Here is a 26,501-nt window from a genome sequence, read left to right as displayed (position 1 = left end):
ACGACAATCCTGGCAATCAGAAGAATAGAGCACCCTGCCTGAGATAAAAAAGGTCGATCGACCTAATCAGGAAGACAAACATCCGGAGCACACAAATTGGCAAAATCCAAAGTTGTGACTTCCAGCGTATCCAACTCAACTCTCCGAATTACATGATTGTTCGTATCAGCAACAAACAAGTGAGACCCGATCGCGCTCAACCCTGAAGGTTCAAAAAATCGAGCCTTGAGACCCTTAGCGTCAACCAAACCTGCTGTACCATCTCCAATCATTGTTCTGCAGGTACCGCCCCGGTGGTCGATCCGCTTAATTTTGTGATTGTAAGTATCAGCAACCCAGAGGTAATTTTGAGCGTATTCAACACCCAAACAGTGCTGCAACCTGACCTCATCACCGCGACCATCTTTATCCCCAAAACCAAACAATTCACCGCTACCGCAGACAGTCCGCACCTTCGGGTCATCATCAATACCCACAGCGCGAATCGAACTAATTTCGCTGTCAGCAACAAACAACTCCGATCGATCCGTAGACAGGCCGCTGGGCTGAGAAAAAGCAGATTCTGCCAGAGGCCCGTCAACACAGGATTCTCGGCCAATACCCGCATAAATGCCGATCGTGCCAGTGTCTAATTCCATTTCCCAAATTTGGTGCGAACCCGCCATTGCAATAAAAAGTCTATTTCCAACTCTTTCTAAATCCCAAGGCGAATTCAATTGCGTTTCTAAACCCTTGCCGCTGCCGAGTGTAATTTCGTGACTTTGTTCGCCTGTACCCGCCAAAGTTTCCACTCGTTGAGTCGTAAAATCAATCTTTCTGAGAGCATGATTTTCCGTATCAGCAACATAGAGAATTTGACTTTCTGCATCAAAAGCCATACCTTGAGGTGCAAAAAACTCAGCCTCCTCAAAGCCCCCGTCAGTTAAACCGGGTTTCCCTGTACCGATGACGTGCAGCACCTCACCTTCGGTAGTGCTAATAACAATTCGGTTATGTCCCGAATCCGCAATAAACAAGCAAGAACCGACCAAGTTTTGTTGAACCGAGTTAGCCGGCCCGGGCAATACAGTTTCCTCTAGAGATTCATTATCCTCAGTCATTTCGCCCAAAAGTGCTTGATGTTGGTGAAGCACTTTTGCCTCCGTTGCAGTGATGGCAAATGCCAGCACTTTACCGGGAAAAGCCAGGGGGGTTGATAGAGGTTTGCGCTGCTTTTCTAAGCGAAAACTGAGTTCTTTTAAGTCGATCGCATTTTTATCTTTGTATTCAGCAATTAACTTGTCAACTAGCGCGTCAAGTGCTTCTCTATTGCCTTCCCCGGAAACAAAGCCGACGACATAACTTTCAGGATCGATCACCATTAAAGTCGGCCAAGCACGAACAGCGTAGCTTTGCCAAACTTTCATGCCGCTGTCAACGATTACGGGATGTTCGATATCGTAGCGGAGGATAGCTTGGCGGATGTTCTCTACATCTTTTTCATTTTCAAATTTGGCCGAGTGAACGCCGATAACCGTGAGGGAATCTTTATATTTTTGTTCCAGGTATTTTAAGTCTGGGAGGACGTGCAAGCAGTTGATGCAGCAGTAGGTCCAGAAGTCGAGGAGGACGACCCGGCCTTTTAGAGATTCAATGGATAAAGGTTTGTCGGTGTTTAACCAGGGGTAGTTTGCGGGGAATTCTGGTGCTCTGACGCGGGGCATGGCATCTCCTTGGTAAGGCGTGAATGATTTTTTTACTTCTTTAATTTAGCGGGAAGTTTGGCAGGATGGGGAAAAGGGCAGGTTAAGGGAGGGTTCTGCTTCAGGACACAGACGAGACGCCTGTGCCACAAGAGGGCGGCGAGGGATGCGTCCGTCCTTGACTCGATCGCATCTCACTGTCCTTGTTGCGTATAAATACTCAATCAATCCTTTTTTACCGACAATCTAGAGGACTTACCCAAAGCTTCTATCTGTAGGGTGTATTAGCGTAGCGTAACGCACCACCTATGTTATGTAGCGTAGCTGCGTAAGCCCTGTTATAATTGCGATCTTTAGAGTTGCCATATGTGCACAAAGAGCGCAACTATAAACATTAGTTAAATCAGGTTTACGAACTTAATTATTCAAATTTTATCCGGGGTTTTTCCTGCTCTTATTTTCCAAAATAACCAATACACCGTTAATTTTATTCGGGTCGATCGCGTCTGTCATTGAGTTAACCCACAGATCGAGCTTCTGCGGTTCCCCTTGCAAAGGCAATAGGACGCGATCGGGGTAATATTGCTCTCTATCTCGATCGCTTTGGGGTGACAAAGCAGCATTTAACCATTGACTAAAATTCTCATTCTCGATTTTAATTAAATCACCCAAAGATACACCCTCTACGACTTCTCCCTCCCTAGCACCTAGCAATTGTTTAGCTCGCTCGTTAGCGGTAATAATCTTACCTTTTTCATCAGTGGAGATGACGCCGTTAGGGAGCGATCGCACTATATCTTTATGTCTGTTTTCTTGTTGTTTGACCTCGGAAAACAGGATAGCGTTTTGCAGGGCGACTCCTGCTTGGATGTTAAACACTTTCATAAATTCCAGGTCGTTGCGATTGAAACTCGCTTTCCACCGTTCGGGGACCTGCGGCCAATCTTCCGAGTTGTAGGGGGGGTGTTCTCCTTTTCGTTTTTTATTAACTAATATGGTGACGCCAATCAATTTGTGGTCTGAGTTAAATACTGGCAGACACAGCATACTGCAAGTGCGGTAGCCAGTTTTTTTGTCGGTTTCTTTGCACATGGCGGCGCGGGGGTCGTCGTACAGGTCAAAGGGTATCAGCAGGGGTTCCCCCGATTGCGCGACGATGCCTGGCAAACCGGCGGTTCTGGGTATGCGAATTTTTTTAAGGTTGCTGCAGATCGGGATTTTCGTCCAGAGTTCGTCTTTATCTTCGTCGATCACCCACAAGATACTGCGATCGGCGTTCATCAGTTCTTGGGCCCGATCCATCACCAGCTTCACGGTATCATCTAAGTCTAGACTGCTCTGAGAAAGAGCCCTGACGGCCTCCCTCAGCGCTATCGCGGCCCGTTGTCTTTGAGTTGCTGCGTAGAATGATTTAGAAAACTCTAGAAGTAGGCGAATCGACGGGGCAAATTCTCTAAAAATTTGTTCGTCTGCTTGAGTAAACCCTACCTTGTCAATTTGTTCGTCTAAAGTACCATAATCTTGGTGGTTGGGCTTGAGTTTATTAATGAGTTGGACTACCGCGATCAACTCGCCTGTTTCCTCATTTAACAAGGGCATAGCCAGTAGTGAATAGGTGGGGTATGCTATTCTTTCACAAAACTTTTTGGCATTGACAGAACGTGGATAATCATAAAAGTCATAGGGAATATTTACAACTTTTTTGAAGGTTGCGACTTCCCCTAGGATTCCTACTGTTGCAGGAATACGGAGTTCTAGGCTTTTGCCATTTTCATCTTTGGCTACAATTGCCCAGAGTTCATTCTGCTCTTCATCGAATAGAAAAATTGTGGCTCTATCTGCATTCAACAATTCCCCTGTTTGTAGAGTAATCTTCGGCAACATTTCATAAAGGAATGCATCAAATCCTCGATCGTAAAGGATATTATCTTCTACGCATGACAGGATGAGATTTAGAATTTCACACTCTTGATGTCCTTCGCAAAAAATATTTTTCATACTAACCTAGAATATCTCCTGCTTTAACACATCGAAAATACTCATACAATAACTCCTCTGATAATTTTTCTGAGCCACAATGCAGAGATAACTCTTAGCAGAAAGAGTTGAAAGAGGCAGCTATTTCTGTGGTGAACGCTACCTCCCGATCCCGAAATAAATCTAACAGCAACCGCCACCGTTATAATGCCAAGTCGAATCAGTAATTAACACCTTATCGGGCATTAATCCCCCCAACTTCCCAGCAGTTTTATCGCAGACAGCCGCCGGAACTCCCCGCTGCAAAACGTGGCCTGCTCCGTCATCAAATAGCTCTTCGATGCCCCGATAAATCGCCGTCTTGCCTGTGAAAATGCAAGCTCCATCATCGGGGACATCCACTTTGAAAGACACCGAATCCAGGCTTTCTAACAGCAAATCCGCATCCAATTGATAATTGTGTTTGTCGAGCAATCGGTAAGGCCTTCTCGCCCGCACTTCCACTTGCCCAAAACCTACGTCTACAAGGTGTTGAACGTATTCTGGGTATGTCAGAGCACCGGACAAACACAGCGCGCGCAAGCGTTCGTCTTGCTTCAAATGCGGAGGTATTGACCGAGTTGCGATCGGATCGCTCATCAACAACCTGCCACCCGGTTTTAACACCCGATAAGCCTCTTTTAATGCTTTAGCTAAATCCGCTGGTTCAAAGATATTAAATAAGCAATTTTGTGCGACAACATCTACAGAAGCATCCGGCACCGGCAACGCAAAAGCATTGCCTTCACAAATATCTACAAAACTCGCATCAAACCAATCATTTTCGTGGGCGGCTATTTGCAAGTTTCGTGCAGCCGCGTCTCGCATTGCTGGAACCGGATCGACGGCAATAATCGCTCCTTCGTGTCTAGAAAAATATGCAAATTGTAGTGCTTCCAAGCCGCCGCCGACGCCTACATAAAGCACGAATGGATTGCTGACAAGTTCGGTGGGGTGAACGGTTGTGCCGCAGCCGTAATTCATTTCTTGCATTTGTTGGGGAATTTTTAATCCTGGCAATTGCAAGGGACTGCTTTGGACGCAGCAAAGTCCGAGTTGGGGGGTTTGGGCAACATCGCTGTAGAATTTGGCTGCTGTTTCGAGGTAGGTCATTTTTTAGTGTCCTAATTTTTGATTTTTGACCGCAGATGTAGGCGGATTTACGCGGATGAACGCAGATGAATGCAGAATGTTTTTGTTAGGTAGCAAATTCGACTTTTTGTTCGGATTTTGGCTGATTTTCGGGTTGGGAAACTGTTGGTTCGGGAGCTACTAATTCGGTGGTTTGCTGGGTAGGAGTTTCAGCGGCAACTGGTGGCGTTGGCGGTACAAGATTGGGAGACTTTTCTGGTATGGCAGGAGCGACTACTTTTGGTACTGGAGCTTTTCCTGTTATTTCTGGCAGGGTTGGTGGCTCTGAAGGAGTAGCAGGTTCGGGATCTAGATGCAAAAAGTTGCGGAACCGATTGTAGTATCCTTTATATTCCTGTTTATTTGTTTGGGGGGATGCTGTTGGTGTGGGTTCTATTATTTTAACGGGAGCCACAAGTTTTGGGGTTTCTAGCTGTGGAGTTGCTGTTGGTGTCGGTTCTATTACTTGAACGGGAGCCACAAGTTTTGGGGTTTCGAGTTGGGGGGTTGCTGTGGGCGTCGGTTCTATTACTTGAACGGGAGCCACAATTTTCGGGGTTTCGAGTTGAGGGGTTGCTGTGGGTGTCGGTTCTATTACTTGAACGGGAGCAACTTCCGGACCAACTGTTGGCTCTAAGCTGGGTTGGGTAACTGGGGTTTCTGGAACGGCAGGTGGGGGCTCGGTAACAGGTGTTTTTTCTAATGCAGGTGTCGGTTTGGGTTCGGGGGTTGGGGTTGGTGTGGGAGCGGGGGCTTGGTAGGTGCGATCGACTATACCGCGAGCTGCTGCTGCTGTTAGTTCGCCCCGCACTAATTTTGAAAGAGTATCTTGGCCCAGCGGTTGGTAATTTATCAGTCTGACTGTATTATTAAAGGCGTTTTTGACGATATTTCCCTGTTCGTCGATTAATTCTAGCTTTACCCAGTTTTTCCCTGGTTTGAATCCTTTAAGATATATAGGTTGCCACTGGTCGATCTCAAAGCTTTCGCCGTTGACTGTGGCTCGAATTTTCCAATCGAGTATTTCATCTTGGGAATTTTCTTGGGCCACTTGGTGCGGGGGGGCATTTGTCAAGTAAAAGTCGAGCAGGATGGGTTGTTCCCCGTAGCTGCCTTGGGGGCTGTTGTACGTTAATAGGGGCAATGTTCTCACGGGATTGTTGTCGTCTGTTTTGGTAAAAATATGAAAGGTGGTTTGGGCGGCGGCACCTTCGTTTTTAAAGCTTTCTTCCCAAGGGCTTTCGGCGAACACCTGCAGGGTATGGGTTCCGGGTTCTAAGTCGGAGAGCGTTACAGGTTGGTTGATGTCGTAAACTGCTGCATAAGGTTGGTTGTCCAATAAAACTTGCAGATGGGGACCTAAACCCAAGTTTGCATCTTTGAAAATGGGCAAGCCCTTAACTTGGAACTGAACAGACACATCTATATCCTGAAGCACTTCGTCAGGTAATGGATACAAAATACTAATTTGAGGCTGGTAGATTTCTAGAGCCTTACGCAGTTTTTGAATGGCTTCTGGGGGAGAAACCTCTGAAATTCTATTTACCAGGGCGGGCTCTGAGCCGCTCTTGTTCCCTGATTTGGGCAATTCGGGATGGCCCGCGCCACAACTTGCTAAACCCAAAATTAATACTGCTGCTGCGAACAATGCCAGCAGCCTGCCCGCAACCGTTCTGTGCCAATTGATCCCAATCACGCAACTATACTCCTAGAAGCCTTCTCATAGGGAACTATAGCCCAAAACTGAATTGAGTATTGGGGAATTGCCGATCGGGCATTCGCCAGGCCCGTAGGAGCCGGGATTGAGGCCCAGCGCGCAACTACTCCTCTGGGACTCATAAATCCTGCAGCCGTTTTCCGCAACATCTCTCTACAAAGGAGTCTTCCTCTATTACCTTATCTTTGAGTTTTGTAAAGTTAATGGCAATACCCCTTGACTTTTTCAAGGGTATGTGGAAATTAAAAGGGTTATTACATCAAGAAGAGAGGCTTTTTTAAGTATTGTTAACAAGCGATTAATACTTCTCTAGCAAGCTTATAATTCATAAAACTCCCTCAAAAGGAGCAGCCGTATCACGCCTAAATCAGGAACGCGATCGGCGGCTCATCTGGCGAGAAGAGTTGGCAGTACCCAGGGACATTGTTAGCGACACTGGGGAACTGGCTTCTTCAAAGAAGCAAAATGCTTGGGTAGACGATGAACCTGCGTCAAACTCTGCAAAGAGTGAAGTGCAAGCAGTGTCGGCTTTTCCGAGAATCCCCCGCCTAATAAAGCGCGGGGAGTGTCAGGTACAGTATTCAGTTCTCGTTCCTTGTCTTACCGAGAGGAGAGTCTTCATGACCATTAGTCCTCCAGAGCGAGAGGCAAAAGTTAGGGTAGTAGTCGATAAGAATCCGGTTCCAACTTCTTTCGAGAAGTGGTCAAAACCAGGTCATTTCGATCGCACTCTAGCTAAAGGGCCAAAAACCACCACTTGGATTTGGAACCTCCACGCTAACGCTCACGACTTTGACAGTCATACAAGTGACTTAGAAGACGTTTCGCGCAAAATCTTTAGCGCTCACTTCGGCCACTTGGCAGTAATCTTCGTATGGTTGAGTGGCGCATATTTCCACGGCGCTAAATTTTCAAATTACGAAGCTTGGCTGACAAATCCTACAGCCATCAAGCCCAGCGCTCAAGTGGTCTGGCCGATTTTTGGTCAAGAAATTTTAAATGCAGATGTAGGCGGCGGGTTTCACGGGATTCAGATCACCTCTGGTCTATTCCAACTGTGGCGCGCCAACGGCATCACTAACTCATACCAGCTATATTGCACTGCGATCGGCGCCTTGGTAATGGCAGCTTTGATGCTGTTTGCCGGTTGGTTCCACTATCACGTCCGCGCTCCGAAACTGGAATGGTTCCAGAACGTGGAATCGATGATGAACCACCACTTGGCAGGTTTGCTCGGCTGCGGCTGCTTGGGCTACGCGGGACAGCAGATTCACGTTTCGCTGCCGATCAATGCTTGCATGGACGCGATCGATGCAGGCGCACCGCTGACAGTCGGTGGCAAGCTGATCAAAACAGTTGCCGACATCCCTCTGCCGCACGAGTGGATTTTGACACCGGGCTTGATGGCTGACATCTACCCAAGCTTCGCTAAAGGTTTAACCCCCTTCTTCACTCTCAACTGGAGCGCATACGCAGACTTCCTGACCTTCAAAGGCGGTCTGAACCCCACCACTGGCGGTCTGTGGCTGACCGATACAGCTCACCACCACTTAGCTTTGGCAGTGCTGTTCATCGTCGCTGGACACTTCTACCGCACGAACTGGGGCATCGGCCACAGCTTCAAAGAAGTTCTGGAAGCTCACAAAGGCCCCTTCACCGGCGAAGGCCACAAGGGGATGTACGAAATCTTCACGCAGTCTTGGCACTGCCAACTGTCGTGGAACTTAGCCTGGATGGGCTCTTTGAGCATCATCGTGGCTCACCACATGTACGCGATGCCTCCGTATCCGTACATCGCGACCGACTACCCAACTCAGCTATCCCTGTTCACCCACCACATGTGGATTGGCGGATTCCTGATTGTTGGAGCAGCCGCTCACGGAGCAATCTTCATGGTTCGGGACTACGAACCGGCCCAGCACGTTAATAACCTGCTCGACCGCGTAATCCGCCACAGAGATGCAATCATCTCTCACCTCAACTGGGTTTGCATATTCTTGGGCTTCCACAGCTTCGGTCTGTACGTTCACAACGACACGATGCGGGCTTTCGGTCGTCCTCAAGATTTGTTCTCGGATACCGGGATTCAGTTGCGTCCGATATTTGCGCAGTGGGTGCAAAACATCCACACCTTGGCTCCGGGCACAACAGCGCCTAATGCTATGGAAGTCGTCAGCCACGCTTTTGGCGGCGGTGCAGTAGTAGTCGCCGGCAAAGTAGCGATGATGCCGATTGAGTTGGGTACGGCGGATTTCATGATCCACCACATCCACGCTTTCACCATTCACGTTACAGTCCTGATTCTCTTGAAGGGCGTGTTGTTTGCACGCAGTTCTCGCTTGATTCCTGACAAAGGCAACTTGGGTTTCCGGTTCCCTTGCGACGGCCCAGGCCGTGGCGGCACCTGCCAAGTTTCAGGTTGGGATCACGTGTTCCTCGGCCTGTTCTGGATGTACAACAGCATCTCGATCGTGATTTTCCACTTTAGCTGGAAAATGCAGTCGGACGTGTGGGGAACAGTAGCGCCAGACGGCACAATTTCTCACATTACCGGCGGCAACTTCGCACAAAGTTCGATCACGATTAACGGCTGGCTGCGGGACTTCCTCTGGGCGCAAGCTTCTCAGGTAATTCAGTCCTACGGTTCGGCACTGTCGGCCTACGGTCTGATGTTCCTAGCCGGACACTTTGTGTTCGCCTTCAGCTTGATGTTCCTGTTCAGCGGCCGCGGCTACTGGCAAGAACTGATTGAATCCATTGTTTGGGCTCACAACAAGCTTAAGGTAGCTCCCTCGATTCAGCCTCGCGCCCTGAGCATTATTCAGGGTCGGGCTGTGGGTGTAGCTCACTACCTCCTAGGAGGAATTGTCACTACGTGGGCATTTTTCCTAGCGCGAATCATTTCGGTAGGGTAAACTACCCCTAGGTTTTGGATTCGGGATTTGGGAGAAATCTCAAACTCTGAATCCAAACTCCGAACCGAATCCCTTCAATTTTGTTCAGGATTCAGGATTAATCAAGGCTTATGGCAACGAAATTTCCAAAATTTAGCCAAGACCTTGCCCAAGACCCGACCACACGGCGGATCTGGTACGGGATTGCCACAGCGCACGACTTTGAAAGCCACGACGGCATGACCGAAGAAAATCTTTACCAAAAGATTTTTGCTTCTCACTTCGGCCACGTAGCAATCATTTTCTTGTGGACTTCGGGCAGCCTGTTCCACGTAGCATGGCAAGGTAACTTTGAACAGTGGATTAAAGACCCCCTAAACGTCCGCCCGATCGCTCACGCGATTTGGGACCCGCAATTCGGCGCTCCAGCAGTAGAAGCTTTCACTCAAGGGGGCGCTTCTAACCCAGTAGACATCTCTTACTCCGGTGTCTACCATTGGTGGTTCACCCAAGGGATTCGGACAAATGCCGACCTGTATCAAGGAGCTATCTTCTTGTTACTGCTGGCCGCTGTCTTCCTGTTCGCAGGTTGGTTGCACCTCCAACCCAAGTACCGCCCCAGCTTGTCTTGGTTCAAAAATGCTGAATCTCGCCTCAACCACCACTTGGCTGGTTTGTTCGGTGTCAGCTCTTTGGCTTGGACTGGTCACATGGTTCACGTTGCTATCCCCGAATCTCGCGGACAGCACGTAGGTTGGGACAACTTCCTGTCAACCCCGCCTCACCCGGCTGGTTTGGGTCCGTTCTTCAGTGGTAACTGGGGCGTATACGCCGAGAATCCAGATGCAGCGAACCATGTCTTCGGTACTTCCGAAGGCGCGGGAACCGCAATTCTGACTTTCTTGGGTGGCTTCCACCCTCAAACAGAATCCCTGTGGCTGACAGATATCGCTCACCACCACTTGGCGATCGCAGTTCTGTTTATCGTTGCCGGTCATATGTACCGGACTAACTTCGGTATCGGTCACAGCATCAAAGAGATGTTGGATTCTAAGGCTGGTTTGATCGGCGGCAAGAGTGAAGGGCAGTTCAACTTGCCTCACCAAGGCTTGTATGAAACCTACAACAACTCGCTGCACTTCCAACTGGCATTTCACCTCGCTGCTTTGGGCGTAATTACCTCCCTGGTAGCACAGCATATGTACGCGATGCCTCCCTACGCTTTCATAGGTAAGGACTTCACGACTCAGGCTGCGCTGTATACGCACCACCAGTACATTGCTGGATTCATCATGGTCGGCGCTTTCGCCCACGGAGCTATCTTCTTGGTGCGGGACTACGATCCTGAAGCAAATAAAGGCAACGTGCTCGATCGGGTGTTGCAGCACAAAGAAGCGATTATCTCTCACTTGAGCTGGGTGTCGCTGTTCTTGGGCTTCCACACTCTGGGACTGTACGTTCACAATGACGTTGTAGTTGCTTTCGGAACTCCTGAAAAGCAAATCTTGATTGAACCAGTGTTCGCACAGTTCATCCAAGCTGCTCACGGAAAAGCTCTCTACGGCATGGACGTGCTGTTGTCTAACCCTGACAGCATTGCTTCTACCGCTTGGCCCAACTACGGCAACGTATGGCTCCCAGGCTGGTTGGACGCGATTAACAACGGTACTAATTCTCTGTTCTTGGCGATCGGACCTGGCGATTTCTTGGTTCACCACGCGATCGCACTAGGCTTGCACACCACCACATTGATCTTGGTCAAGGGAGCTCTAGACTCTCGCGGTACTAAGCTGATGCCGGACAAGAAAGACTTCGGTTATGCTTTCCCTTGCGACGGCCCCGGCCGTGGCGGTACTTGCGACATCTCTGCTTGGGACTCTTTCTTCCTGGCTATGTTCTGGATGCTAAACACCCTGGGCTGGGTAACTTTCTACTGGCACTGGAAGCATCTGGGCATCTGGCAAGGTAATGTGGCTCAGTTCAATGAGTCTTCTACCTACTTGATGGGCTGGTTCCGCGATTACCTCTGGCTGTATTCCGCTCAGTTGATCAACGGTTACAACCCGTATGGTACTAACAACTTGTCTGTCTGGTCTTGGATGTTCTTATTCGGACACCTTGTTTGGGCAACTGGTTTCATGTTCCTGATCTCTTGGAGAGGTTACTGGCAAGAGTTGATCGAGACTTTGGTTTGGGCTCACGAGCGCACTCCTTTGGCTAACTTGGTTCGCTGGAAAGACAAGCCTGTTGCTTTGTCCATCATCCAAGGTCGTGTAGTTGGTCTAGCTCACTTTACTGTGGGATACATCCTCACTTACGCCGCCTTTGTAATTGCCTCGACGGCCGGGAAATTCGGGTAACTCTGAACTCTGGTTTCTAGGTAATTAAATGAAATCCCCCGCCTTCTGGCGGGGGATTTTTTGGTATTTGGGTTAATGGAAGCTGTTAATCAGAAATCTGAGGGCGATCGAGTTTTTCTAAAACCCTTTATGTCAAAGCTGCTGGCGATAATTGAAGACTACAGAGAAATTTATAGTGCGATCGCCCTATGATTAACGTACTGTGCATCTGGATTTCACAGTGAATTTTGAGCGTAAGTCCCATCATAAAAACCTCATTAATACTGCCATGACAGGAATTGAACCATTTGCTATAAGTTGTGTTAGCGGTATCGCCCTCCCCATTTTCCAGTCAGTCTTTGAAACTGGTGGCAAGTTTCTCGGTTTGATGGGCAAAAAGCTAGATGATCAAACTAAACAGCTAATTTACACGGCATCGGGGGAATACGGCAAGCGCTACTTCAAGCGTCACGGCATTCTGAAAGCATTGGGAATGCGGGAGGCTGTGCCATTAGAGTCGGTTTATACTGCTGTGCAGTTTTTGGATGAGCAAGAAATCCGCAGTTTTGAATCAATCCAAAATTTAGAGGAAGCTTACCGCCAAGCAAAAGAGCGAAATTTTCAGCAGCAAGACTGCAAGAAGCAAGAAGGGCTAAAAATTGCTAATCAGAAGCAATATTTGATGGTTTTAGGGCAGCCCGGAGTTGGAAAATCTACATTTTTGCGGAAAATAGGACTCGAAGCACTGAAGGGCAAAAAAGGCGGATTTAAGTCGGATCGCATTCCCGTTTTTATCGAACTTAAAAGCTTTACATCTAGCCAGATAGACATAGAAAAATTAATTGTTGAAGAGTTTAGCATTTGTGGCTTTCCCTCTTCCGAGCAATTTATCGCTAAGGCATTAGAGCAGGGAAAGCTGTTAATCTTGCTGGATGGATTGGATGAAGTGCCGACAGTCAACACAAATGAGGTCATTAGTAAAATCCAAAATTTTGTTGACCGCTATTATAAAAATAGCTTCATTGTCTCTTGTCGTACAGCCGCTTATAGAAACAACTTTCAACGTTTTACCGATGTCAAACTAGCAGACTTTGACGATACTCAAATTGAGCAATTTATTGGTAACTGGTTTCAGTCTGAGGTCGATAAACAAGCAGGAACTGCTCAAAAATGTTGGGAGTTATTGCAAAAGCCAGAATATGCAGCAGCTAAAGAGTTAGCCCACACGCCTTTATTGCTAACTTTCCTCTGTCTCAATTACGACCGATCGCAAAACTTTCCGAATAATCGCAGCGTTCTCTATAAAAAGGCTTTGCGGATATTGTTGGAAGAATGGGCGGCGGAAAAGCGGATTCTGCGAGATGAAATTTATCAAGGACTCAGCACGGAGTTAGAGGAGAGTTTGTTATCGGAGATTGCTTATACTGGTTTTGAGACTGATAAGCTGTTTTTTTCGCAGCGAGAAGTGGTTGAGGAAATCAAAACTTTTTTAGCAGGCAATTTGAATGTACCGAAGCATTTAGACGGTGAGGCGGTTCTGAATGCTATTGCAGTTCAACAGGGGATTTTGGTAGAACGAGCTGAGGATGTGTTCTCGTTTTCGCATTTGACGCTTCAGGAATATCTCACGGCGCAATATATTGCTGATAATAATTTAATTGAGCAGTTAGTTACCGGCCATCTTTCCGATGCACGCTGGCGAGAGGTGTTTTTGTTGGTAGCGGGGTTGGTGCGTGCAAAAAATGGGGCTGATGACTTGCTGCTGTTAATGGAAAAAGAGGCTCAAAAGTACATTAACGCGCCGAAGTTGCAAGGGCTATTGCAATGGGCAGATGCAGCGACTAAAGACTCGGAAGATGATTTTAAGCCTGTGGGTAAACGTGCTGCGGCGATCCTCTACGCCTACGCCATCGCCCATGCCTACGCCTACGCCTACGCCTACGCCAACGGCATCACCAACGGCATCGGCTACGATATCGCCAACGCCATCCGCAACGCCTACGCCATCGCCATGGTTAACAGCATCGCCATCGCCTACGGCTACGCCTACGCCAACGCCATCGCCAACGTCATCGCCAAGGCCATCGCCAACGCCGAAGAATTTCAAAAAATCAAAATCTTCAAGGATGTGAATTGGACGGAACTGATTGCTCAACTGACAGCACTCAAAGCTCGATTTGCTGATGCTAACCAATCCGACCTAATAGACTTAGCATTTTTAGATTGTCTTTTAGATACCTGGTGTAACGCACTCCATCTCAATCCAGAAATAGTCAAATTATATAACGAAGAAGCAAGGGCGGTGAGAGATTATTTATATGCCAATTATTTAATCATTAAATGCAAAGCAGCAGCAGTGAGAATATCAGCAAAAACCTGGGAAGAAATAGAATCGCGGATGTTGGTAGTTCCAGAGAATTCTACCCTTTGAGATTCTAGATACGGTCCTGGACGCACTCCGACTCCTCGAAACCGGGTTTTTTTCCTAATCTGCTGGTTGCAACGCCTCTTTTCGTAAAAACCCGGTTTCTGGACGCCCATGTGTAATATCAATTCCGGTTGCATTGGAATGATTAAACCGCAGAGAACGCTCTTAACGCAGAGTCAGAGAAGAGAGAGATGAATACAGGACGATGAAGGGCGGATTTGATAGGACTGATTCAATCAGGGTTTGACCTGGTTTTCCTCAGCCTCAAATCTCCCCATTCACCTGCATCTGATGCACCTTATCTGCCAACTCTTGGCGGCTTTCCTTATCGAGTGCATCAATTGCCAGCATTCCCAAGTACACCACTTCCTTCTGGGTTAGTCTGGTCGCTAGCGCTTGTTTTTGAATGACTTCCTCGATCGCGGAACTGACCGCAGTCGTAAATTTTTTACCCCACCCCAGCCCTCCCCGCGAGTTCGGTCCGGGAGTAAGAAATTCACAAATGATTTAGGATCGCTATAGTGTAAAAAATACAAAAAAGCGATCGCCCCGGGTGTAGACAACTTAAGGGCGATCGACCTATTCCTCCAAAACCTCGACCACATCCTCAATCATCACGTCAAACGTGCGAGCCAACTTCAGCAAAGCAGTAAAATCAACCGTTGACATCCCCGGACAGCGGGCATAATGTTTGACCGTATTATACAAAACTCCAGAGCGTTCAGAGACTTCCTTAAACGTCCAGCCTTTCTCCGCTGCTAATTCTCTGACTTTTACTCTAACTAAACCCATACTTGACAGTGGGTGTCATACCACCTTAAGATAAAGATATCTAAAAAGCCGATCGCCCCCCGGCCTAGACAACTAAAGGGCGATCGTCTTTAAAACTTAAATAGACAGTTACTAGCTGTCTGAATTACCATGATAGCAGCATTTGGGCTAAAATCAAGCACCCTGGCTTGCTCGAAAATTATCCACAAGTCCCCAGTCGTTCATCCGCTGGCAAGATTTGTCACAGAAGAAACTGTTGCACTGCTGTTCAATATCTCCACAGACCAGATTTACCGGATCGAATGCTGTCGCTACATGGTGTACGTGCACGCCAAAGGCATCAGTCGCTTTGTCAGTTATGCCGATTTTCCGCCAATTTTAGAAGTAGAATTGCCGAAACTTCAAGACTTTGGCAGATGGTACAAACGCTGGAAAGGCAAAAAAGCACCTGATTTTTGGACACAGTTTTATATTCATCAATTCAAATACGCTACTACTGCGGATAAACAGCTTGCATGGGGCCTCTTGGTAGCTGCAGTCAAATCCCTGTTCTCAGAAACAGCTTTGCAACAACTGCGAGATGCTTATTTATACCAAAAAAATAGGCGGGAAAATTTTTGAATATACGATCGCCCCGAACCTCATTTCACCAAAAGTGCGAGATCCCTTTTTCCCTCAAATCTCCCCATTCACCTGCATCTGATGCACCCGATCGGTCAATTCTTGCCAGCGCTTTTCCTCTAGCTTGTCAATCGCCAGTATCCCTACATAGATGATTTCCTTCAGCCTTAGTCGGATTGCTAGCGCCTTTTTCTGCACAAGTTCCTTAATTATGGGGCTGACTCCAATGGCGGTACTGGCTCTAGTCACAAAACTAACCGGAGATTAACAACTTCGATTAAATCTTAGCACTTTTCACCTGAGCTTTTAGCTGCGATGCAACTTGTTTAACCGCGTTTTGACAAGACGCAACACAAAGTGAAGTCAATCTCTCAGAAAATGCTGACTTATCTAAGAAATATTACAAAATCTACCCTAAGATAGTTTGATGCTAAAGTTATTAAGTGCTGTGACGAGCGATCGCTCTTTCCCATCGCCTCTTTCCCATCGCCTCTTTCCCATCGCACAGAGCGAAAGACTAAGTTTACTTGGGCTTATACTTCGGCTGCCGGCTTCTTAAGCCTATCTATCTGTAAATGACTTAGTGCTGAAGATTCAATTAACCCTATTACCATCACAATTGGAGATTTTCAATGAAACTCAGTAAATCTTTGGGAATGTTGTTGACATTAATTTGTATCACAGTCATAGCTGTGACTACTTTCAGATTAAGCCCTAGTTTCGCTCGTTCTACGCCGGCGATGTCAGCACAAGTATCACCAGAAAAAGTAACTACAGATCTGATTGCACAAGGTTCTTCTGGAAATACTCTCTACACTAGGCTAGGAGGCTACAACGCGATCGCAAAGGTCATTGATGATTCAGCAATTAACATATTCGGTGACAAACTAATTGGTAAATACTTTATTGGCTTGAGCACAAACTCAAAACAGAGGCTGCGTCAGTTGTTAGTGGATCAATTCTGCCAAGCGGCAGGGGGGCCTTGTGTTTATACAGGGCGGACTATGAAGCTTTCCCATAGTGGAATGAATGGAGGTCTCACGAACAATGAATTTAACGCTTTTGCCAATGGTGTGTCCCAAGCTCTCGATAAAAATAGCGTCAATCAACCAGAGAAAGCCGAAGTCCTGGCATTTGTTAATAGTCTCAGAGGCCCGATTGTCGAAAAGTAATATGAAACGCTCCAATCTCCTCCTGCTTTCGGTGGCATTTCTGCTACTGTCAGGAATGGTAACGGCAGACTCCGCCCATGCACAACCGTCAGAGCCAACCACCGAGATGAAAGTTCCAGTATCCCCAATGCCGAGGCAGTCTTCAGAGCGCTTTTCCAGCCCTGCTACTTTTGCTCCACCCCATTCTCAATCCAACGATCGACCTTTGTGTTTTTATCAGCGCTCGGATACCACGATAGTTGATTTGAGCAAACTGTGTGGGGCTAAGAACACCGAAACGGGTACAAATGCTAAATTGGAGAACGCTCCCGTTGACAAGGCCAGCACCCCCATTTATTGGTAGAAAAATCAGAATTTGGAGCGATACACCGGTTCCATAGGATCGCCCTTACCTTAGGAATGAGAATTAAATAACTTCCACAAGTTTGTGGGATGGGCGTCCCGCCCGTCCTTTTTGGACGGGCGGGACGCCCATCCCACAAACTTGTGGAAGTTATTTAATTCTCATTCCTTACTGACTCTTATCTTAGACTGGAGACTCTCAAAAGGCACCCCAACTGCGTGTGTGCCAGTTGGGGTGCGGAATGTGGGCTCAATTATGTACTCGATTACTCTTACCTGTATTGGCTTAAATCCTTTTTTTCTTAATTTGCCTGATAGATAAATCCAACTTAAATATGAACCATAATCTAGTTGTGTTTCGTTTAAGAATTTAACGTTGGATGGAATGAGTCCCAAATACTCACAACCTTTGCTGAATGTGGCTGACACCATCGCATAAGAATGTAAGCCTCTATCCCACATCAATAGCATTCCCGGCGTTACTGAACGTAATAACTTTAACGCTCTTACTCTTTCTCCTATTTTATATGGACAGATTAAGGCATCAAAGATTAAATGTGTTCCTGCCTCTACTAAAATGACTAATCTAGCGAAAGGGAAACCCAGCTCTCGTACCCGGACGGCTACCCGGACGACCAAAAACCCTGGCATTTTCATCACCCAGAGGGGATATCTAAGCAGGTTCCGTCTATCCCTACGACTCTGAGTTCGTTGATAAAAGCTCCTACTGTTTCCACTCTAGCCATTGGTCGCACTTGCAGAATGAAACAACTGTCTCATCACACCTCCTCCTAATCTTTGTCTGGCTTGAGTAATTGCCGATATACACGGAAATTGCCAATATTTACCAATTTTTATCCATGCTTCATTTTGACCATCAATCAAAGTTTTTAGTACATCCCGCCTTGAATCTTTCGACCGCAGGCTCATGGCGATTACCAGACACACTACCAGTTGTGCAGGCAGGGCACGATGACGTTTCTCTTCAACATTTGTTTTAGTAATAGCCTGTTCGATTGCAGTTGCTGGTATCGCTATCTCTATTGCTTTGAATATTTCGGTACTTGGGATTTTGGGAGATACTAATGAGAATTCTTTGAGATGCACGCTAACTTGCTCTCCTTTTTTGGACACCATACCTAATTTACCACGGTTTGAGCCTTAACTGAACCGTATTGACCTATATCTCGTATACGATCGCGAACCACCGAACTACCCCGCAGGGGGTAAGTTCCGTTTAAATATAATGATCGGTGATTCAAGTTAGCTAGAGCTACCCTCAATTGTTTCTACAACCAATCGACCGTAGTTAGCTGTTCCTAAGTTTCCACCAATATCTACAGTAAGTGTATGCGGGTTTGAAAGTACCTGTTCTACAGAATTATGAAAACATAATGCTGCTTTCATCATACTTAGATTATTCTGCTTATTTCCAATCCATTCTAATAGCATTGCGGTAGAAAGCATCAATCCTGTAGGATTTGCTTTATCCTGAGCGCTAATATCAGGTGCAGAACCATGAGCAGCCTGTGCTACTGCCCAATCTACTCCTTGATTTAAAGAAGCTGCAAGTCCCAAACTTCCCGAAAGTTCGGCGGCTTCATCTGATAGAATATCGCCAAATAAATTAGTAGTTAATACTACATCAAACTTTTCAGGATTACGAATAAGCAGAGCTGCCATAGCATCAACAAAAACTTCATTCAATTCAATATCCTGATATGAAGAAGCGACTAGTCGCACTTCACGAAGGAATAGCCCATCACTTAGCTTTAAAGAATTTGCCTTATGTACTACAGTTACCTTTTTCTTCCTTTTTAGGGCTAACTCAAAAGCAGTTTCAGCAATTCTTTTTGAGGCACTGGCAGAAATTTTACGAACAGCTAGAGCTAAGTCCTCTGTGGGCATAAATTCGCCACAACCGAATATCATGTTGCGATCCGCAAGAAATCCTTCTGTATTTTCTCGAACAATAATTAAATTCATGTTCGGCGCATACTTCGATATCCCCGGTCTGCTAATAGAAGGGCGGATGTTTGCAAAGAGATCCAATTTTTGCCTAAATTCGCGCGAAATGTTGATGCCTCCCTGTGCGTAGGGTGGATAACTCGCAGTAGAGAGCGGTCCAAGAACAATCCCGTCAACAGCTTTCGCACGATCTAGTAAATCCGCAGGCATGGTTGCGCCATGTTTTTGCAATCTTGCTAGACCCACTTCTTCCACTTGCAGTTGCAAATTGAGTAAAAAACGTTTATCAAGTGCTTCAATACACGAAATGACTGTTGCTGTTATTTCAGGTCCAATTCCGTCGCCAGGTAAAATCAGCAGTTCCATAAAACCCCTCTAAAGCTTACTACGCCATAACATTTATCAGTATCAGTCACTAATCAACCTCTTTCAGCCATATTTTTGCTCGAAGTTCTTCATAAAAGATATCAGCGCTTCGACTCCTTGACGCGAACAAGCATTGTAGATTGAGGCACGCAGACCGCCAACGGAACGGTGCCCCTTCAATCCTTCGAGACCTGTAACTGTCGCTTCTTTTACAAACTGTTGTTCTAGTTTCTCTGACGGCAGGCGGAACGTAACGTTCATCATGGAGCGCGAGTCAGCGTTGGCGTGACCGCGATAAAAGTCAGATATATCAATTGCATCATAAAGTAACTTTGCCTTTTCTTCATTTTCGCATTGCATAGTAGCGAGTCCACCTTTGTCTTGGAGCCACTTGCAAATTAGGCTGATGATATAAATGCCGAAAGTGTTTGGCGTGTTATAGAGCGATTTGTTTTCGACGTGAGTGCGGTAGTCAAGCATCGTGTGCAGACCATCAGGAATGCGCTCAAGCAGATCGTTGCGAATGATGACGAGCACAACTCCGCTCACTCCCATGTTTTTCTGTGCTCCAGCATAGATGAGCGCGTATTTCTCGACGGGTATTGGTCGCGAGAGGATATCGGATGAAGCGTCAGCAATGAGCGGCACATTACCAACAGAGGGTTCTGTTTTCCACTGCGTGCCAAAAATTGTGTTGTTTGTTGTGATGTGGATGTAAGCAGCGCTGTCATTGAGCTTGAGTTCATCTTGTTGTGGGATACGCGAGAAGTTGCTGTCCTCGGTCGTTGCTGCGATGTTCACCTTACCCACACGCTTGGCTTCTTTAACAGCCTTCTTTGACCATGAGCCGGTGACAATATAATCCGCACTGCTGTTCTTCGCAAGCAGATTTATCGGAACCATCGAAAACTGGAAACTCGCGCCCCCTTGCAAAAAAAGAATATGGTAGTTGTCCGGGATTCCCAGTAGTTCGCGCAAGCGACTTTCTGCACTTCTGATAATTCGATCGAAGGTTTTGGAGCGATGGGTGAGTTCCAGAATTGACATACCCACTCCTGGCAAAGCTATAAGATCGCGCTGCACCTCTTCCAACACTGGCAACGGCAGCACTGCTGGACCGGAGTTGAAGTTAAAAACTCTTTTAGTCATAGTTTGTTTGCTACCCCATCAAGGTAAGTTCCCAGCCGTTCGGCTAAAAGCTGGGCATGAGGTTCTCGGACGATCGCGTAATGGTCACCGGGAATATAGTGTATTTCTACACCACCAGCAGCTAGCTTGCCCCAACCTAGCATTCCGTCTTGAGTTACTTGTGCGACTTGTTCGCTGGCAGACAAGAGGGTAATTCGGTTGGGATAGGGCTGGGGTGTATAGTGATACAGAGCTTTGAGATTAGCTTTGAAAACCTTGAATAGATGACCCATTTGCTGTAGACCAACATCAGGCGACAAAATATCAAGCATTTTTGCTTGTTCTAAAATATAATTCAATTGCTCCTCTGGTTCGAGTAGCTGCAATTTATCGACTGAGACGGACAGTTTTTGACCAAAAAGACCGCCTAAATATTTGGCAAGAGAGGCTAACAGCATCGCTTCATCAATTTCTTCAGGTTTATTGATGGTGATAGGTACATAACTATCTATCAAGGCAAGCAGAGCTACTTGATGTCCTGAAGCATATAACTGCTGCGCCATCTCAAAAGCAATAATGCCACCTAAAGACCAGCCGCCAAGATAGTACGGGCCTTGAGGCTGAACGCTTTGCAATGCGTCAATGTAGCAGGCTGCCATATCCTCAATTCGGTTCAAAGGTTCTTGCTCCCCATTTAAACCCAGTGATTGCAAGCCGTAAAATGGTTGTTCCCGTCCTAAATAACGAGCCAAATCCATATAGCAGAGGACATTACCGCCACCTGGGTGAATGCAGAAGAAAGGCGATCGCTTTCCAGTAGGTTGAATTGCTACCAAGGGAGACGAAGGGCGGTAATCTATTGAGGAGCGAAGAATACCTGCTAGTTGTTCAATAGTCGGGCTTTTGAAGAGTGTTGCTAGGGGCAGAGTTTTGCCAAACTGCTGCTGAATTCGTGCCACGAGACGGACAGCCAAAAGGGAATGTCCGCCGAGCTCGAAGAAGTCGTGCTGGACGCCGATGGGATGTGTATTTAGAACATCTTCCCAAATCTGCGTCAGTTGCAATTCTAGGGTGTCGCGACCTGCGACAAAACTAACTTCTTGAGAGATGGCAATATCTGGTGCAGGCAGCGCTTTCCGGTCTACCTTGCCGTTAGGGGTCAGAGGCAGGGCTTCCAACAACATAAAGGCACTAGGTATCATGTAATCAGGCATTTGCCGCTTCAGAAAGCGGCGCAGTTCACTGATGATCGGTTGTTTATGGTGGGGAACGATATAGGCTACTAGACGCTTGTTACCGGGTTGGTCTTCACGGGCAGTAACCACCACTTCTTGTACCTCTGGATGTTGTGCCAGGACTGCTTCAATTTCTCCTAGTTCGACGCGGAAGCCACGAATTTTCACCTGATTATCTATGCGACCAAGGTATTCGATGTTACCATCTGGTAAGTAACGTACCAAATCCCCAGTTTTGTAAAGACGTGTCCCCTCTTTCTGGCTAAAGGGATTATTGATGAATCGCTCTGCGGTCAATTCCGGGCGATTCAGATAGCCCAGAGCCAAACCAGCACCCCCAATGTACATCTCCCCCTTGACTCCAATGGGTACTGGTTGTGAATACTCATCCAGAATATAAACTTGAGTGTTGGCAATGGGACGACCAATCGGCAAATTTGTTGCCCCTTCTGCAAGGTTCTGCACCAGATACCAACAAGAGAATGTTGTACTCTCAGTCGGTCCATAAACATGTAGCAATTGCTGTGGCGGTCCATTCCTAAGAACTGCTTTGACCGACTTGGGGTCTACAGCTTCACCACCAAATAGCAAGTGTCGCAGGTCTTTAAATGCCTGAGGGACAACACTCGCTAACTGATTAAACAAGGCTGTGGTCAAGAACAATACACTGATTGCTTGTTCGCGGATGCACGTGGCAAAATGCTGGGGCGAAAGCACAACGTTCTGAGGAATAACCACCAGCCTAGACCCGTGCAGGAGAGCACCCCAGATCTCGAAAGTGGCTGCGTCAAAGGAAGAATTTGAGGCTTGGGCAATGCGATCACTCTTGTCTAACTGTACGTAGTTGGTGTTGCATACTAGCCGATTTACAGCTCGATGTGGTATTGCGACTCCCTTAGGTCTGCCAGTTGAGCCAGAGGTATAGATGACATAAGCCAGATTGTTAGCAGTTACCTCACTGACTGCATTCTCCTTGCTTTCTTGAAGAATAGCCTGCCAATCAGTATCTAAACAAACAACTTTGGCTTTATGTTGAGGCATTGCCTCCAGATGTGACGCTTGAGTCAGCAGCACAGGCGCTTGGGTTTCTTCTAGTATAAAATTTAATCGCTCTTGTGGATATACTGGGTCGAGGGGTAGGTAAGCACCTCCTGCTTTCAGGATGCCCAACATTCCAATCACCATCTCTGGAGAGCGTTTTACACAAAGTCCCACTAAGATTTCTGAACCTACACCCAATTGTTGCAAGTAATGGGCCAATTGGTTGCTGCGGTTGTTCAACTCTCTGTAAGTTAGTTGCTGGTCTTCAAACACCAGTGCCACTGCATTCGGAGTTCGTTCTACCTGTTCCTCAAACAACTGATGAATACATTTGTTTTGGGGATAATTTACCTGGGTACTGTTCCACTCAACCACTAACTGGTCTAACTCAGCTTCAGTTAACAAAGGTAATTCGGAAACTCGCTGTTGTGGATGAGCTACAATCCCTGCTACCATTGTTTGGAAATGGTCGACCATACGAGCAATTGTGGTTGCATCAAACAAGTTGCTATTGTAAAGCCACTCTCCTGCAAGTTCCTGCTTTGTCTCCTTGAGCGATAGGATTAAATCAAACTTGACAGTGAAGTCTTCCACTTCTAGAGGAGTTAAGGTCAGACCAGGCAATTCTAATTTTTTCTGTGGCGCATTTTGGAAAACGAACATCACCTGGAACAACGGGTTATGGCTTAAAGAACGTTCTGGCTGCAAAACTTCTACCAGTTGCTCAAAAGGTACATCTTGATTGACATAGGCATCCAAAGCTACCTGTTGTACTCGTTGCAGTAATTGCTCAAAACTCGGATTGCCTGCACATTGGATACGCAGTACCAGAGTGTTAACAAAGAAACCAATTAGGGACTCAATCTCACTGCGATTACGGTTAGCAATTGGGGAACCAACGTTAATGTCTGACTGATTGCTGTAGCGTGAAAGTAAAGTGACAAAGGCAGCCAACAGGGTCATAAACAACGTTGTCCCAGACTGTTGGCTGAGTTTTTTGAGCTTTTGAGTGAGGTCTTGATCCAGTTGAAAAGACTGTATGCCACCTCGAAAAGTCTGAACTGGAGGTCGCGGTCGGTCAGTAGGCAATTCCAGTAGAGGCGGTGCGTCGGCTAACTGTTGCTTCCAATAGTTGAGTTGAGTTTGCAGTACTTCTCCTTGAAGCCACTGTCGCTGCCAAATAGTGAAGTCGGCATACTGAATGGGTAATTCTGGTAAAGGTGACGGCACTCCTTTTGAGAAGGACTGATAAATTGCAGACAATTCGCGCATGAATATCGCCATTGACCAGCCATCGGAGACGATGTGATGCATGACGAGCAGCAGCACATGGGAATTTTCTCCCAACTTAAGTAGGGTAACACGCAGCAATCGATCGTGCGCTAGGTTAAACGATCGCGCCGCTTCTTGGGTAATTAACTGTTGCACCTGTGCTGACTGTTCAACTTCTGTAAAATCTTGCAAGTCCACCGCTTGCATATTCACTTTCGGGTTGGGGTGAATAATTTGAATTGGCGAACCATTCACCATCTCAAAGTTGGTACGCAATGCTTCGTGACGTCGCACAATTTCTTGCACAGCCATCTCAAGAGCGGTTATTTGAAGCGACCCAATCAGGTGAAGGGCAGTAGGCATATTATAGGTAGCGCTCTCCCCCTCCAGTTGGTCTAGGAACCAGAGTCGTTGTTGAGCAAAGGACAGGGGAATTGCGCTATCTCGCGGAACTGCCTGAATGGGTTCGAGAGTAGGATAGGAACCTGGTTGACGCTGGTTTAGAAACGCGAGGATTTCTGCTTTGCGTTCAGCTAACTGAGCTTGCAACTCTAGTGTGAGTTTTCCTTGAGGAGCATTACAGCGCAGGCGATCGCCCTCAACCGAAATCTTTACATCCAAACTGCAAAGGTAAGACAAAAACTCTTCAATAGATTTCATAGCTCCACTTCCTCTCGCTTGTCTGACATTTCAAGCCGATTTACCTTTTTTAGTGCCATTCAGCTTAGATCGACCTTGCTTTCTGTCTGTATTTGGTCTTTCCTTTGCTCCAACCACAACAAGAAAGCTGCCAGGATTATAGTCACCATTAGAATTGGGGCAATCAACAGAAAACTCATGTGCACACCTTCCACTAATGCTTCAATCGGTGCTTCTGTGACATCAATGTTAGGGGGAAGATTCGCACTAATGGTAGTCAAAAGCGAAAATAAAGTACCTATGAGCGCTAAACCCATTGTCTGCCCCAACGTATTTGACAAAGTCAACAACCCCGAAGCAAGGCCTACCTGGTCTGGGGGCACGGATCCCAGAATGGCACTATTGTTAGGTGAAGTGAACATTCCTATTCCCAATGCCAATGGTGCGAGCCGGACAATATAGCCTAGAACAGTCAATTGGGTGTCAAAAGTGCTAATAGCTAAACACCCGACTTCCATTAACACCAGCCCAATTAAACTGATGATTCGTGAGCCAAAGCGATCGGACAATGTACCAGAAATGGGTGCCATCAATGCAGTGAAAATCGGCGCTATTGCTAGCAACAATCCTGCCTGTTGGGCTGAATAGTGTTTAACTAATTCCAGGAAGAAAGGCAGGATAAAAATCACTCCTACCATAATGGCAGACACCATCGAACGCATTGATAGACCCAAGCTCAACTCCAAAGAGTGAAAAATCTTGAGATCGAGCATTGGCGAATTACTGCGGGCTTCTACTACCAGAAAGCACCCTAAGCCAATCGCTGCTATTGCCAGCATAATCAGCGCTATTGGAGAGCCGAAGCCCTCCTTCTGTACTGTTGTCATACTAAATGCAAAGCAGGCCAATGTTACTGTTACTAGCAGCGCTCCAGCCACATCAAAGTCTTTTTTGACTTCACCGGACGGCGAATCTGGCACGGCTAGAGCGACAATCAAACTGGCAATTATACTGATTGGCACATTCACCAAGAAGATTAAGCGCCACCCTACGAGGCTAATCAGAAGTCCTCCTATGGTTGGTCCGCTAGCAGCTCCTATCAAGATAATGGCGTTGATAATGCCCAATGCACGTCCGCGCTCCTCTTTTGGGAACACTTCCGTAATAATCGCTGAGCCAAGCGCCGATATTAACACGGCTCCCACTCCTTGGAGCGCTCGAAAGCCAATCAAAAAGCCTACATTGGGTGCAAATCCACAAAATAAGGAGCTGATGGTGAACAGAATCAGTCCAGCAAGAAACAACCACTTCTTGTTCCACATATCGCCTAGACGCGCCGCAATTAGACTAAAAGCAACGAACACCAGTAGATAACTTAAGGAAACCCATTGGATGTTAGCAAAGCTAGTGTGCAGCGATTCGATCAAGGTAGGAAGGGCAAGGTTGACGATATTGATATCTACAGTACATACGAACCCACTAATGCCAATAGCTGCCATTGCCCACCATTTTTTCGATGCTTTTGGCTCATTTGTCAGCTCGTTAGATTGCTCTTGTATACTTTGCATGCTAGCTTTTGTTAGTTATGGAGAATGAAGTTATTGTTGGGAGCATATTAATTTTGCGCTCTGATGAAGCCATTGAGGTAGGCACAGCGATGTACCAGTAATTGTGGAATATTTTCAGTCATCCATTGTACTCCTAAATGTGTACTTTTAAAAAAAGATCTAGATTTTCAA

16 protein-coding genes and 1 pseudogene are annotated in these 26,501 nt (G+C 46.7%); 6 read left to right on the top strand and 11 right to left on the bottom strand.

All coding sequences use genetic code 11. The features are described from left to right. Positions 1–62: 62 nt before the first annotated feature. The 4 genes from QUB61_RS07275 to QUB61_RS07260 all read right to left on the bottom strand — a co-directional run bounded on the left by QUB61_RS07275 (position 63) and on the right by QUB61_RS07260 (position 6,525). Positions 63–1,703, bottom strand: a complete 1,641-nt coding sequence (locus QUB61_RS07275; RefSeq protein ID WP_333131162.1) for a thioredoxin-like domain-containing protein — start codon at positions 1,701–1,703, stop codon at positions 63–65. 411 nt (positions 1,704–2,114) lie between these two features. Further along, positions 2,115–3,680 (bottom strand): GAF domain-containing protein, encoded by a 1,566-nt coding sequence (locus QUB61_RS07270; protein WP_333131160.1) that lies wholly within the window; start codon positions 3,678–3,680, stop codon positions 2,115–2,117. Positions 3,681–3,842: 162 nt separating this feature from the next. Further along, the gene (gene arsM / locus QUB61_RS07265; RefSeq protein ID WP_333131158.1) at positions 3,843–4,811 is read right to left on the bottom strand and encodes an arsenosugar biosynthesis arsenite methyltransferase ArsM; all 969 of its coding nucleotides are present in this window, start codon (positions 4,809–4,811) and stop codon (positions 3,843–3,845) included. Positions 4,812–4,896: 85 nt separating this feature from the next. Next, positions 4,897–6,525, bottom strand: coding sequence for a hypothetical protein (locus tag QUB61_RS07260; RefSeq protein WP_333131156.1), 1,629 nt, complete (start codon positions 6,523–6,525; stop codon positions 4,897–4,899). Positions 6,526–7,166: 641 nt separating this feature from the next. Between QUB61_RS07260 and psaA the strand changes: the two genes are divergently transcribed. From psaA to QUB61_RS07245, 3 genes are all read left to right on the top strand, one after another. Further along, entirely contained in the window at positions 7,167–9,461 is a 2,295-nt protein-coding gene (gene psaA, locus QUB61_RS07255) for a photosystem I core protein PsaA (RefSeq protein WP_333131154.1), read from the top strand. Between the two features lie 110 nt (positions 9,462–9,571). Beyond that, the gene (psaB, locus tag QUB61_RS07250; RefSeq protein ID WP_333131152.1) at positions 9,572–11,800 is read left to right on the top strand and encodes a photosystem I core protein PsaB; all 2,229 of its coding nucleotides are present in this window, start codon (positions 9,572–9,574) and stop codon (positions 11,798–11,800) included. Between the two features lie 268 nt (positions 11,801–12,068). Continuing rightward, entirely contained in the window at positions 12,069–14,210 is a 2,142-nt protein-coding gene (locus QUB61_RS07245) for an NACHT domain-containing protein (protein ID WP_333131150.1), read from the top strand. Between the two features lie 576 nt (positions 14,211–14,786). Here QUB61_RS07245 and QUB61_RS07240 read toward each other — a convergent pair. Further along, positions 14,787–14,999: a helix-turn-helix transcriptional regulator gene (locus tag QUB61_RS07240; RefSeq protein ID WP_333131148.1), complete on the bottom strand. Its 213-nt coding sequence runs from the start codon at positions 14,997–14,999 to the stop codon at positions 14,787–14,789. Between the two features lie 129 nt (positions 15,000–15,128). On the opposite strand from QUB61_RS07240, the gene QUB61_RS07235 reads away from it, so the two are divergent. After that, entirely contained in the window at positions 15,129–15,599 is a 471-nt protein-coding gene (locus tag QUB61_RS07235; protein WP_333131146.1) for a hypothetical protein, read from the top strand. Positions 15,600–15,653: 54 nt separating this feature from the next. On the opposite strand, the gene QUB61_RS07230 is transcribed toward QUB61_RS07235, so the two are convergent. Next, positions 15,654–15,848, bottom strand: coding sequence for a hypothetical protein (locus QUB61_RS07230; RefSeq protein ID WP_333131144.1), 195 nt, complete (start codon positions 15,846–15,848; stop codon positions 15,654–15,656). 383 nt (positions 15,849–16,231) lie between these two features. On the opposite strand from QUB61_RS07230, the gene QUB61_RS07225 reads away from it, so the two are divergent. Beyond that, the gene (locus QUB61_RS07225) at positions 16,232–16,771 is read left to right on the top strand and encodes a group 1 truncated hemoglobin (RefSeq protein WP_333131142.1); all 540 of its coding nucleotides are present in this window, start codon (positions 16,232–16,234) and stop codon (positions 16,769–16,771) included. 1 nt (position 16,772) lies between these two features. Beyond that, a complete protein-coding gene (locus tag QUB61_RS07220; RefSeq protein WP_333131140.1) occupies positions 16,773–17,114 on the top strand; it encodes a hypothetical protein in 342 nt (113 codons plus the stop codon). Positions 17,115–17,362: 248 nt separating this feature from the next. Here QUB61_RS07220 and QUB61_RS07215 read toward each other — a convergent pair. The 5 genes and pseudogenes from QUB61_RS07215 to QUB61_RS07195 form a co-directional block, all read right to left on the bottom strand. After that, positions 17,363–18,250 (bottom strand): annotated as a pseudogene (locus tag QUB61_RS07215) (transposase domain-containing protein); the annotation flags it as partial. 126 nt (positions 18,251–18,376) lie between these two features. Beyond that, positions 18,377–19,447 (bottom strand): isocitrate/isopropylmalate family dehydrogenase, encoded by a 1,071-nt coding sequence (locus tag QUB61_RS07210; protein WP_333124613.1) that lies wholly within the window; start codon positions 19,445–19,447, stop codon positions 18,377–18,379. 63 nt (positions 19,448–19,510) lie between these two features. Further along, positions 19,511–20,596 (bottom strand): 3-phosphoserine/phosphohydroxythreonine transaminase, encoded by a 1,086-nt coding sequence (serC, locus tag QUB61_RS07205; protein WP_333124611.1) that lies wholly within the window; start codon positions 20,594–20,596, stop codon positions 19,511–19,513. After that, positions 20,593–24,783 (bottom strand): amino acid adenylation domain-containing protein, encoded by a 4,191-nt coding sequence (locus QUB61_RS07200; RefSeq protein WP_333124608.1) that lies wholly within the window; start codon positions 24,781–24,783, stop codon positions 20,593–20,595. Before QUB61_RS07200 ends, serC begins: the two co-directional genes overlap by 4 nt. A gap of 59 nt (positions 24,784–24,842) precedes the next feature. Further along, positions 24,843–26,330, bottom strand: coding sequence for an MFS transporter (locus QUB61_RS07195; protein WP_333124606.1), 1,488 nt, complete (start codon positions 26,328–26,330; stop codon positions 24,843–24,845). Positions 26,331–26,501 lie beyond the last annotated feature (171 nt).

It is taken from the genome of Microcoleus sp. C2D2 (genome assembly GCF_036702495.1).
In the GTDB taxonomy this organism is placed as follows: Bacteria; Cyanobacteriota; Cyanobacteriia; order Cyanobacteriales; family Microcoleaceae; genus Microcoleus.
The sequence above is the reverse complement of the archived record's forward strand: the minus strand, read 5'-3'. Positions and strand labels throughout refer to the sequence as shown.

Excerpts from the sequence above, each read along its gene's own strand:
- QUB61_RS07275 (WP_333131162.1), bottom strand. The coding sequence starts at position 1,703 with ATGCCCCGCGTCAGAGCACCAGAATTCCCCGCAAACTACCCCTGGTTA.
- QUB61_RS07270 (WP_333131160.1), bottom strand. The coding sequence starts at position 3,680 with ATGAAAAATATTTTTTGCGAAGGACATCAAGAGTGTGAAATTCTAAAT.
- arsM (WP_333131158.1), bottom strand. The coding sequence starts at position 4,811 with ATGACCTACCTCGAAACAGCAGCCAAATTCTACAGCGATGTTGCCCAA.
- psaA (WP_333131154.1), top strand. The coding sequence starts at position 7,167 with ATGACCATTAGTCCTCCAGAGCGAGAGGCAAAAGTTAGGGTAGTAGTC.
- psaB (WP_333131152.1), top strand. The coding sequence starts at position 9,572 with ATGGCAACGAAATTTCCAAAATTTAGCCAAGACCTTGCCCAAGACCCG.
- QUB61_RS07245 (WP_333131150.1), top strand. The coding sequence starts at position 12,069 with ATGACAGGAATTGAACCATTTGCTATAAGTTGTGTTAGCGGTATCGCC.
- QUB61_RS07240 (WP_333131148.1), bottom strand. The coding sequence starts at position 14,999 with ATGGGTTTAGTTAGAGTAAAAGTCAGAGAATTAGCAGCGGAGAAAGGC.
- QUB61_RS07235 (WP_333131146.1), top strand. The coding sequence starts at position 15,129 with ATGATAGCAGCATTTGGGCTAAAATCAAGCACCCTGGCTTGCTCGAAA.
- QUB61_RS07225 (WP_333131142.1), top strand. The coding sequence starts at position 16,232 with ATGAAACTCAGTAAATCTTTGGGAATGTTGTTGACATTAATTTGTATC.
- QUB61_RS07220 (WP_333131140.1), top strand. The coding sequence starts at position 16,773 with ATGAAACGCTCCAATCTCCTCCTGCTTTCGGTGGCATTTCTGCTACTG.
- QUB61_RS07210 (WP_333124613.1), bottom strand. The coding sequence starts at position 19,447 with ATGGAACTGCTGATTTTACCTGGCGACGGAATTGGACCTGAAATAACA.
- serC (WP_333124611.1), bottom strand. The coding sequence starts at position 20,596 with ATGACTAAAAGAGTTTTTAACTTCAACTCCGGTCCAGCAGTGCTGCCG.
- QUB61_RS07200 (WP_333124608.1), bottom strand. The coding sequence starts at position 24,783 with ATGAAATCTATTGAAGAGTTTTTGTCTTACCTTTGCAGTTTGGATGTA.
- QUB61_RS07195 (WP_333124606.1), bottom strand. The coding sequence starts at position 26,330 with ATGCAAAGTATACAAGAGCAATCTAACGAGCTGACAAATGAGCCAAAA.